Below are 10129 nucleotides of genomic sequence, written 5' to 3'. Positions count from 1 at the left end.
TCGCGAGAGGCACGCAATCATTGTCAACAGGTGGGGGTAATTCCAATGGCCAATCGTTTCCGCGCAATCGCAGCCGCGACGTTGCTGTCGCTAACAGCCATGGTGCCGACAGGCTCGGCAGGCGCCGCCGACATGGCGGCCATGCCGGTCAAGGCAAAGCCGATCCCGGATCTGCCGTTCTTCCTGCTGATCGATAACCGTTTCACCTATGCCTATCAGTGGGGGGCGGTCGATCCCGGCGTCACCGCCAAGACCACCAAGCAGGTCTTCGCCTTCACCCACTTCGACGTGTGGACCTACGGCACCAACTTCTTCAACATCGGTCTCGAAAAGGCGGGTAAGAGCAGCCCGGCTAATCCGTGCGCCGATCCGCTGCGTCCGATCACGGGCTGCGAAGGCGCAACAGAAATCTACGGCCTGATCCGTAGCACGATCGGCTTCAACGAGGTCTTCAACACCAAGGCCTTCTCGATGGGGCCGCTGCGCAACGTGTCGTTCGTCATCGGTGCGGATGGCAGCACTGAAAATCGGTTCTTCTCCGCATCCAAGCGCGACGTCGTGACCGGTCTGCAATTCGCTTTCGACCTGCCTTACAAGGGCTTCTTCAACGTCAATCCGTTGTTCTACTACGAATTCGCCAATCGCAGCACGTTCACGCAGTGTGGTTATGCCGGGGCTCCCGGCCAGATTCCTGGCGTCTCCTGTAACATCGATGGCAACCGCCAGTTCAACCCGACCTGGGCCGTTGAACTCAATTACTACATGGATCTCGGCTTCCTGCCGCCGAGCATGGATTATTTCGCGATCAGCGGCCGCGCAGGCTTCTACGGGCCGAAAGGTTCGGAGAACGGCCAGATCATCGGCACGGCAACCAAGATGGAGATCAACGCCGAACCGATCCGTCTGACCTTCGACGCCAGCAAGGCGATCTGGGGACCGAAATACACTCACAATGTCGACGTGTGGGTGGCCTATCGGCTCTGGCGGAACAAGTTCGGCTTGGATGAGAATGCCAGCCTGCCGTGCACCACGTTTGCGCCCGGATCGTGCCGCGAGGACTCGCTCTATTCCGGCGTCACCGTCAAGTTCTGATCTGAGCTGACTTCCGGGGCTAATTCTCCAAGGCCAATCTCCAGGCTGATGGCGTCGCGATGTCCTCGCGGCGCCTTCAGTTTTTTGCAAGCTCCTGCGCGCGTGCCGCTAGCGCAGCTGCGCCCAGAAATTCTCGTGCTGCGCGGCTGCCTCGTCTTCGAGCAGCGGTCCGACGACCTCGATGCTCTTCTGCCCGGCAGCAAAGACATTGCGGCAAGGCAGATCAAGCGTGGGATTCTCCGGATGGTCGCCGGTGATCGCCTTGAGCCTTGCTTCGCCGAGCCCATAAACCAGCCGTCCAATGCCGACCCAATAGATCGCGCCCGCGCACATCGCGCAGGGTTCTGCCGACGAATACAGCGTGAAGGTCTTCAGCTCGGTCTCTTCATAGGCAATCGAGGCTTCGCTGCACAGCAGCCGCTCTGCATGGGCGGTGCCGTCATGAGAGGGCATGAAGGCGTTACCGGCTTCCATCAGGACCTTGCCGTGCGCATCGACCAGGATCGCACCAAACGGATGGTTGCCGCGCTCCACGGCTTTGCGTGCAGCGTCGAAAGAAAGCCTGAGAAAGGCCTCATCCCTACTCGACGAGTCTTGCTTTGGCATCAGGGGGCTCCTGTCGTCGGCGCGTCGAAATCTGCTAGTTTCCCGCGAGGCTAGGCGCGGATTCGCTTTGGCCCGCTGGCCGCACTAGTATTGACGATCTAAATCGTTCAAGTCCCAGCCGGGTCTGTGGTCTGAACAAAGAAGCATGATTGCGATGGAAGAGAAAGTCGTCGGAGCTTCCGGCCAATCGCTCGGCGGCGAGATCGTCGAACGCATCAATGCGCTGGCTGCTATTTCGGAAGCGCCGGACAACATCACACGAATATTCCTTACACCGGAACATCGTACTGCCGCCGAACTGATCATCGGATGGATGCAGGCAGCCGGCATGCGGGCGCGTATCGATGCGATCGGGAATGTCTGCGGACGCTATGAAGGCGACCGGCCCGGTCTGCCGTGCCTGATGCTGGGCTCACATTACGACACCGTGCGCGATGCCGGCCGCTGGGACGGACCGCTCGGGATCATCACGGCGATTTCCTGCGTTAGCGATCTCAATCGCCGTGGTCTGCGTCTGCCATTCGCCATCGAGATCGCCGCCTTCGCCGACGAGGAGGGCGTACGCTTCGCCTCGACGCTGCTCGGCAGCCGCGCGGTGGCCGGGACGTTTGTCGAGAGCGTGCTCGGCGGCCGCGACAAAGCGGGTATCTCGATGCGCGAGGCGATGATCACCTTCGGCCTCGATCCCGATCACGTCGGCGCCGCAGCGCGCGCGCCCGGCGAATTGCTGGCCTATCTCGAATTGCATATCGAGCAGGGGCCCGTGCTTGAAGCGCAGAAGCTTCCGGTAGGGGTCGTGACTGCCATTTCGGGTGCGACGCGGCTTGCTGTCGAGTTGCACGGCATGGCCGGTCATGCCGGCACGGTGCCGATGGCGATGCGACGCGATGCACTGGTGGGCGCCGCCGAATGTATCGTTGCGATCGAGGAGTTCTGCCAGTCGGACCGCGGCGGTCTTGTCGGCACCGTCGGCTATATCAACGCGATGCCGGGCGCGACCAATGTGATCCCGGGTCTGGTGTCGTTCACCATGGATATCCGATCGCCGAAGGATTCCTATCGCAAGCTCGCCATCACCGACATGGTGCGCGAGATCGAGTCGATCGCCAAAGCGCGCAAGCTCGATCTGCAGATCAACATCACCCATGAGAATCGCACGGTGCCGTGTGCGCCCTGGCTGCAGAAGCAGATCGCCGATGCAATTACTGCCGAGGGCTATCGCGCGTTCGAGCTGCCGAGCGGGGCCGGCCATGACGGCATGGCGATGACCGATATTGCCGATGTGGCGATGCTGTTCGTGCGCTGTCGCGGCGGGATCAGCCACAATCCTGCCGAGCATGTGGACGATGCGGATGTCGAGGTCGGTGCGCGCGTGTTGTTGCGCGTGATCGAGAATTTTAAGCCGAAGGCCTGATGCGATGGCAGATTTCCACGGCGTGTTTCCCTATCTCGTCTCGCCGGCTGACGACGAGGGGCGTATCCGCACCGATGTGCTGGGCCGCCTGTGCGGCGATCTCATCGGCGCGGGCGTGCATGGTCTGACGCCGCTCGGCTCGACCGGCGAATTCGCCTATCTCAATCGCGAGCAGCGCAGGACGGTGGTGCAGGCCACGATCGATGCGGCAGGCGGGCGCGTGCCGGTGGTGGCAGGCGTGGCATCGACCTCGACGGTCGATGCGGTGGCGCAGGCGAAGTCGTATCAGAAGCTCGGCGCCACCGGCATCCTGGCTATTCTCGAAGCGTATTTCCCGCTCAAGGATGCGCAGATCGAATCCTACTTCCGCGCCATCGCCGATGCCGTCGATATTCCCGTGGTGATCTACACCAATCCGCAATTCCAGCGTTCGGATCTGACGCTCGACGTCGTGGCGCGGCTCGCCGAGCATCCGCGCATCCAGTATATCAAGGATGCCTCCACCAATACCGGCCGGCTGTTGTCGATCATCAACCGCTGCGGCGACAAACTGAAAGTGTTTGCCGCCTCGGCGCATATTCCGTCAGCCGTCATGCTGATCGGCGGCGTTGGCTGGATGGCGGGACCTGCCTGCGTCGTGCCGAAGCAGAGCGTCGAACTCTACAATCTCTGCAAGGCGCATCGCTGGGACGAGGCCATGGTCTTGCAGCGGCGGATGTGGCGGCTCAACGAGGCCTTTGCGCGCTATAATCTGGCGGCCTGCATCAAGACGGGCCTCGCGATCCAGGGCTATGAGGTCGGCGACCCCGTGGCCCCGCAGCCGGCTTTGACCGCGGACGAGCGCAAGGTGATCGAGGCCGTTTTGCGGGATGTCGGCTGATCGATGTCGTTGCCGCCAGACGCGCAAACGAGCAGCGCTCATGCACATTCTGTCGCTCAGCCTTGTGCGGCTGGCCTGTTGGCTCACGCGGTCTTTCTGGGCTAGAAACCATACAGCCCGCCCGTAAGGCTCGCCATTGAAGGACGTCTGATGAACATTCTGCCCGGCAATCTGCGCTTCGGCGCCGGTCTTTCTCCCAAGCGCCTTGAAGATCAAAGACTTCTCACCGGGCAGGGCAAATTCATCGACGACAAGCCGGAAGACGGCGCGCTGTGGCTGCATCTGCTGCGCTCGCCGCATGCCCATGCGAAGATCACCGCGATTGACGTGGCCGCCGCCAAGGCGATGCCCGGTATCGAGGCGATCTATACCGGCGCGGATCTCGTGGCCGACGATGTCGGCACGCTGCCGACGCTGCCGATCTTCAAGCGTCCCGACGGCTCGGCGGCGACCTTTCCGCCGCGCCGGCTGCTCGCGCACGAGGTCGTGCGGTTCGCCGGCGAAGCAGTGGCGGCGATCGTCGCCACGTCGCGCGCCGCTGCCCAGCTCGCGGCCGAGGCGATCGACATCAGCTATGACGTCCTGCCCGCGGTGGTCGATCCCGTCGAGGCGATGAAGCCCGGTGCGGCCGTGGTCTGGCCGGATGCACCGGACAATATTGTCGCGGCCACCAGCTATGGCGATCCTGCCAAGGTGGAGGCTGCTTTTGCCGCTGCCAAGCATACGGTGTCGCTGGACATCGTGAGTCAGCGTCTCGTGCCATCGGCCATGGAGCCGCGCTCGACCATCGCTGAAGTCGACAAGAAGTCCGGCAAGCTGACCCTGTACGTGCAGTCGCAGACCCCGGCATCGACCCGCGATATCCTTGCCGACGCGGTGCTCAAGCGTCCGAAGGAATCGATCCGCGTGGTGGTGGGTGATATCGGCGGCGGTTTCGGCCAGAAGACGAGCCTGTATCCGGAAGACGGCGTCGTCGCCTATGTAGCCGTGAAGCTGAACAAGACGATCCGCTGGCGCGGCGATCGCACCGATGAATTCGTCGGCGGGACGCATGGTCGCGATCTGACGTCGACGGCAGAACTCGCGCTCGATGCCAAGGGTCGGATCTTGGCCTATCGCGTGCGTTCGATCGGCGGCACCGGTGCCTATATGTCGGCGACCGCGGTCATCATTCCGTTGGTGTTGGGACCGTTCGTGCAGACCGGCGTCTACGACCTGCAGAACGTGCATTACGATATCAAGGCGGTCATCACGAACACCGCGCCGGTGGGCGCCTATCGCGGTGCCGGGCGTCCGGAAGCCGTTTTCATCATCGAGCGCTTGATGGATGCCGCCGCGCGGCAGATGGGCATGGATCCGCGGGCGATCCGCAAGGTGAATTACATCAAGCCGACGCAGTTTCCCTACAAGAACGCCGTCGGCCAGACCTATGACAGCGGCGCCTTCGCGCACATGCTCGACCGCGCCACCGAATTGTCGGATTGGGACGGCTTCGCCGCGCGCAAGAAGGCGGCGAAGAAGAAAGGCCTGCTCTACGGCCGCGGGCTCACCAGCTACATCGAATGGACCGGCGGTCCGGGCACCACCGAGAAGGTTCGCCTGCGCGCCACGGCCAATGGCCGCGTCATCCTGCATTCCGGCACCATGGCAATGGGACAGGGCCTGCAGACCGCTTATTCGCAGCTCGTCTCTGAAGCCCTTGGCATTGGCATCGACAAGATCGATGTGATCCAGGGCGATACCGACGTCATCGTCGGCATGGGTAGTGTCGGTTCGCGTTCGCTGTTCGTTGGCGGCACTGCCGCGGTGGTGTCGGCCGCCGACATGATCGCCAAGGCGCGCGAGAAGGCGGCCAACATGCTCGAAGCCTCCGTGGAGGACATCGAGTATTCCGCGGGCTTCCTCACCGTCGTCGGCACCGACAAGCGCGTCGGCCTGTTCGAAATCGCGAAGGCCGAAGACGGCGAACAGCTCAGCGTCGAGTCCACCGGCGTGGCGGACGGCCCGACCTGGCCGAACGGAACGCATATCTGCGAGGTCGAGATCGATCCGGAGACCGGCATCACCAATGTCGTTCGTTACACCACGGTCGACGATGTCGGCGTAGCGGTGAATCCGATGCTGGTGACCGGCCAGATCCACGGCGGCGTGGCGCAGGGCATCGGCCAGGCGCTGTTCGAGAACGTTCATTACGACGAGGATGGCCAGCTCATCACAGCCAGCTATCAGGATTACTGCATTCCGCGCGCCGGCGACCTGCCACCTCTGTCAGTGACATTGGATGGTTCGGCACCCTGCGTCACCAACCCGATCGGCTCGAAGGGCTGCGGCGAATCCGGCGCGATCGGCGGTCCGCCCTGCATCGTCAATGGCGTGCTGGATGCGCTGCAACCACTGGGCATCACGCAGCTCAATACGCCGCTGTCACCCATCAAGGTGTGGGAAGCGATCAGGAGCGCAAGCGCAACGCATGGCTGAGACCCAGCAGGATGGGTAGAGCGTCGTCGCGAAACCCATCATGATCGGGTTCTATGCGATGGGTTTCGCTTCGCTCGACCCATCCTGCGGATAACAAGAAACTTCAACCGGGAGAGAAAACACAATGAAGAGCTTCAAGGTTCTCGAATTCAACGAGCCGCTCGGCGAGGTCGACGAGCAGACACCGCAGCCGACCGGCACGCAGGTGCTGATCCGCGTGAAGGCTGCCGGCGTCTGCCATAGCGACCTGCACATCTGGGAAGGCGGCTATGAACTCGGCCACGGCCGCAAGAAGCTATCGCTGAAGGATCGCGGCATCACGCTGCCGCGCACCATGGGCCACGAGACCGTCGGCGAAGTCATTGCCTTTGGTCCGGATGCGCAGCAGGAAGCCGGCGGCGTCAAGATTGGCGATATCGCATTGGCCTATCCATGGATCGGCTGCGGCAAATGTGCGGTCTGTCTTGCCGGTGATGAGAATCTCTGCCTCGCGCCGCGCTGCCTCGGCGTACATTGCGACGGTGGTTACTCCGATCACCTTCTAGTGCCGCATCCGCGCTACCTGATCGACCTCAAGGGCATGGATCCGGTCATCGCCGCGCCTTACGCCTGCTCGGGCGTCACCACCTATAGCGCGCTGAAGAAGATCGAGAGCGATCTCGGCAATCCGATCGTGATCTTCGGCGCTGGTGGCCTCGGCCTGATGGCGCTTGAACTGTTGAAGGCGATGGGGGGCAAGGGCGCCATCGTTGTCGATATCGATGCGCGAAAGCGCGAGGCGGCGATCAAGGCCGGCGCTCTGGCGGCCGTGGACGGCAATGCGCCCGACGCGCTTGAGCAGCTTGCCAAGGCCGCCGGTCAGCCGATTCTGTCGGTGATCGATCTGGTCGGCACTCCGTCAACGACGCAGCTCGGCTTCGACGTGCTCTCCAAGGGCGGCAAGCTGATCATGGTCGGCCTGTTCGGTGGCGGCGCCACCTGGGCGCTGCCGCTGATCGCCATGAAGGCGCTCACCATCCAGGGCAGCTATGTCGGCAATCTCCGCGAGACCAAGGAATTGCTGGAGCTGGTGCGCACCAAGAAGGTGCAGCCGATCCCGACAAGCCCGATGCCGCTCGCAAAAGCCAATGCCGCTCTGAACGACCTGAAAGACGGCAAGCTGGTCGGCCGCGCGATCCTCACGCCGGCGTAAGGTTGAAGCATTCATTCTGACGTTGAGAAGCGGCCTTCGGGCCGCTTCTTTTTTGACGGGTGACGCGATTAGCCGGCCGTTACATCCACGAGCTCTTCGCCATCCAACACACGCTTCGCCTTGGCATGGTCGAGATCGCCTTCCCATGCGCCGACCACGACGGTGGCAACGCAGTTGCCGATCAGGTTGCCGAGCGCGCGGGCCATGCCGATGAACCAGTCTACCGACAGCACCAGCACGAGACCGATGGCGGGAATGCTCGGCACGGCATTCAGCGTCGCGGCAAGGATCACGATCGCTGAGCCCGGTACGCCATGGGCGCCCTTCGACGTTACCAGCGAGACGCCCAGCACCAGCATGAGATCGCCGAAAGACAGCGGTGTATTCGTGGCCTGCGCGATGAACACGACGGCCAGCGTCAGATAGATCGAGAATGCATCGAGATTGAACGAGTAGCCTGTCGGGATCACGAGGCCGACCACGTTGTCCTTGACGCCGAGCCGTTCGAGTTTGCGCATGACCTGGGGCAGCACTGCATCCGATGACGCGGTGGCGAGCACGATGGTGAGTTCTTCGCGCAGATAGTTCAGGAATTTGATGATGTTCAGCCCGGCCAGCGCCATCACGCCGCCGAGTACGCCGAAGACGAAGATCGCGACCGAGACATAGAACAGCACCACCAGCGAGACGAGTTGCTTCAGCGATCCGACACCGTAGCGTCCGACCGTATAGGCGACAGCGCCGAGCACGCCGATCGGGGCGAGGCGAACGATCAGTCCCATGGCGCGGAACAGAACGGTCGATACGGCTTCGATGAAGCTCGAAATCCGCTCGCCTTTCTCGCCACCGACCAGCGCCAGGCTGGTGCCGAACAGGATGGCGAAGAACAGCACCTGCAGGACGTCGTTGCGCGCCAGAGCGTCGAACGAGGTGGTCGGAATGATGTTGAGCAGGAAACTACCGATGCCGCCGCCCTGCAGCTTGTGAGCGTTGTCTGCGACCGTCGTGAGTGCCTTGCCGTCGAGCGAGGCCGGATTGATGTTCATGCCGTGGCCCGGGCCGAACAGATAGGCCAGCACCAGGCCGACAACGAGCGCCAGCGTGGTCATGGCCTCGAAATAGATCAGCGCCTTGACGCCAACCCTGCCGACTTTCTTCAAGTCACCTGCGCCGGCAATGCCATGCACCACCACACAGAACACGATGGGGGCCACAATCATGGAGATGAGTTTGAGGAAGGCGTCGCTGAAGACCTTCAGGCCGACGGCGAAGTCCGGCACGGCGATGCCAAGGACGATGCCGAGTAGCAAGGCGACAAGCACCTGCACGAAGAGCGACTGATAGAGAGGCTTGCGGATTGGTTCGACGGCGGTAATCGTAGCTGTAGACATGGTTCGCTCCCCCTGAGGTTCACGAATATTCCAGCAACAACTGTGCCACCGCTAGGTGCAGATGCGTAAAATCTCGCCGCGGTTACGGCGAGTTCTTTTCGTGTCGAGGGGGGATTGAAATCGAGCCGATCAGCGGCCGGGTCGCTCCGGCGGCCATGCGACGATTACTTCTCTTCGTCGGCGATCGCTTCCATCAGGACGACCATCTGGCGCTGGACCGTCTGGCTCTTGATGCGGCTGTAAGCACGAAGCAAGCGGAGGCTGAAAGCGCTATCGAGGAACAGCAAGCTTTCCACTTCACGGCTCTTGCCATCGCCATCGTAGAAGAAGGTGACCGGCACATCGAGCGCCGTCGCAATCTGCTGAAGACGCGCAGCGCCAACGCGATTGACACCCTTTTCGTACTTCTGAACCTGCTGGAAGCTGACGCCCAGCTTTTCGCCTAAATCCGCCTGCGAAATTTTCTGCTCAACACGACGCAGACGGATCCTCTTGCCCATCTCAATGTCGGGTTTGCCGGCGCTACGTTGCTTCATTCGTCACCATTCAGTTTGTTTGAATAAGGGAGTTTGGTTTTATTTTCTTGTTAGAGCTTCTTAGCCCGAGAGCCCTTAAAGCTAACTTTCAAAGGCATCTCTGTTATACACATCGTCATGACGATTGGGATGGCTGAAATCGTCGCGATACTCGAATTGATCGACACGTAATCGCGAGGGTCATCCAATCGTACAAAAAACCTTGCGGTATTCTGTTGCTACTTCGCATTGCTTGCAAAACTTCCAACGAATACCGGAACTCAATTTCTATCGATACGGGCCTTGCAGCGGAAGCGAAAGTACAAGTTGGTCATCATGCTATACACATGTGACTTGCCTGACGCACGCAGGATAACTGAGAGTCGTTCGCATTCGTAAGCTGCAAATCTCTGGCATGCAGCATTCCATGCGATTTCCAGCTGCAATTTCGCACTTTACGATCTCCTGTGTAGCACCGACGTAATATCACAATTCCGTGGGTGGTTGTTGCTACGTCCCATGCGCACCGGAAGTTTCATTCCAAATTCTCACTGAGAGAGA

8 protein-coding genes are annotated in these 10129 nt (G+C 61.4%); 5 read left to right on the top strand and 3 right to left on the bottom strand.

The annotated features are described in order from the left end of the window. Positions 1-45 precede the first annotated feature (45 nt). Positions 46-1092, top strand: a complete 1047-nt coding sequence (locus AB7813_RS11550; RefSeq protein ID WP_089265258.1) for a hypothetical protein — start codon at positions 46-48, stop codon at positions 1090-1092. 108 nt (positions 1093-1200) lie between these two features. Here AB7813_RS11550 and AB7813_RS11545 read toward each other — a convergent pair whose 3' ends face one another. After that, complete coding sequence (locus AB7813_RS11545; RefSeq protein ID WP_439064541.1) at positions 1201-1698, bottom strand: nucleoside deaminase; 498 nt, start codon at positions 1696-1698, stop codon at positions 1201-1203. 145 nt (positions 1699-1843) lie between these two features. Here AB7813_RS11545 and AB7813_RS11540 point away from each other — a divergent pair, with 145 nt between their 5' ends. The 4 genes from AB7813_RS11540 (at position 1844) to AB7813_RS11525 (ending at position 7662) form a co-directional block, all read left to right on the top strand. After that, positions 1844-3112: an allantoate amidohydrolase gene (locus tag AB7813_RS11540; protein ID WP_439083054.1), complete on the top strand. Its 1269-nt coding sequence runs from the start codon at positions 1844-1846 to the stop codon at positions 3110-3112. Positions 3113-3116: 4 nt separating this feature from the next. Continuing rightward, positions 3117-3992, top strand: coding sequence for a dihydrodipicolinate synthase family protein (locus tag AB7813_RS11535; protein WP_439064539.1), 876 nt, complete (start codon positions 3117-3119; stop codon positions 3990-3992). Between the two features lie 150 nt (positions 3993-4142). After that, positions 4143-6470, top strand: a complete 2328-nt coding sequence (locus tag AB7813_RS11530; protein WP_439064538.1) for a xanthine dehydrogenase family protein molybdopterin-binding subunit — start codon at positions 4143-4145, stop codon at positions 6468-6470. A gap of 124 nt (positions 6471-6594) precedes the next feature. Beyond that, a complete protein-coding gene (locus tag AB7813_RS11525; RefSeq protein ID WP_093756673.1) occupies positions 6595-7662 on the top strand; it encodes an alcohol dehydrogenase in 1068 nt (355 codons plus the stop codon). Positions 7663-7730: 68 nt separating this feature from the next. On the opposite strand, the gene AB7813_RS11520 is transcribed toward AB7813_RS11525, so the two are convergent. Together AB7813_RS11520 and AB7813_RS11515 are read right to left on the bottom strand one after the other, a co-directional pair. Continuing rightward, positions 7731-9053, bottom strand: coding sequence for a dicarboxylate/amino acid:cation symporter (locus AB7813_RS11520; RefSeq protein ID WP_089265252.1), 1323 nt, complete (start codon positions 9051-9053; stop codon positions 7731-7733). A 164-nt stretch (positions 9054-9217) separates the two neighbouring features. Continuing rightward, a complete protein-coding gene (locus AB7813_RS11515; RefSeq protein ID WP_089265251.1) occupies positions 9218-9589 on the bottom strand; it encodes a helix-turn-helix domain-containing protein in 372 nt (123 codons plus the stop codon). Between the last annotated feature and the right edge of the window lie 540 nt (positions 9590-10129).

The organism is Tardiphaga sp. 20_F10_N6_6, from assembly GCF_052076045.1.
Taxonomy (GTDB): Bacteria; Pseudomonadota; Alphaproteobacteria; order Rhizobiales; family Xanthobacteraceae; genus Tardiphaga; species Tardiphaga robiniae.
This window is presented reverse-complemented; position numbering and strand designations above follow the sequence as displayed.

Coding starts and splice junctions, on each gene's coding strand:
- AB7813_RS11550 (WP_089265258.1), top strand. CDS start 46: ATGGCCAATCGTTTCCGCGCAATCGCAGCCGCGACGTTGCTGTCGCTA.
- AB7813_RS11545 (WP_439064541.1), bottom strand. CDS start 1,698: ATGCCAAAGCAAGACTCGTCGAGTAGGGATGAGGCCTTTCTCAGGCTT.
- AB7813_RS11540 (WP_439083054.1), top strand. CDS start 1,844: ATGATTGCGATGGAAGAGAAAGTCGTCGGAGCTTCCGGCCAATCGCTC.
- AB7813_RS11535 (WP_439064539.1), top strand. CDS start 3,117: ATGGCAGATTTCCACGGCGTGTTTCCCTATCTCGTCTCGCCGGCTGAC.
- AB7813_RS11530 (WP_439064538.1), top strand. CDS start 4,143: ATGAACATTCTGCCCGGCAATCTGCGCTTCGGCGCCGGTCTTTCTCCC.
- AB7813_RS11525 (WP_093756673.1), top strand. CDS start 6,595: ATGAAGAGCTTCAAGGTTCTCGAATTCAACGAGCCGCTCGGCGAGGTC.
- AB7813_RS11520 (WP_089265252.1), bottom strand. CDS start 9,053: ATGTCTACAGCTACGATTACCGCCGTCGAACCAATCCGCAAGCCTCTC.
- AB7813_RS11515 (WP_089265251.1), bottom strand. CDS start 9,589: ATGAAGCAACGTAGCGCCGGCAAACCCGACATTGAGATGGGCAAGAGG.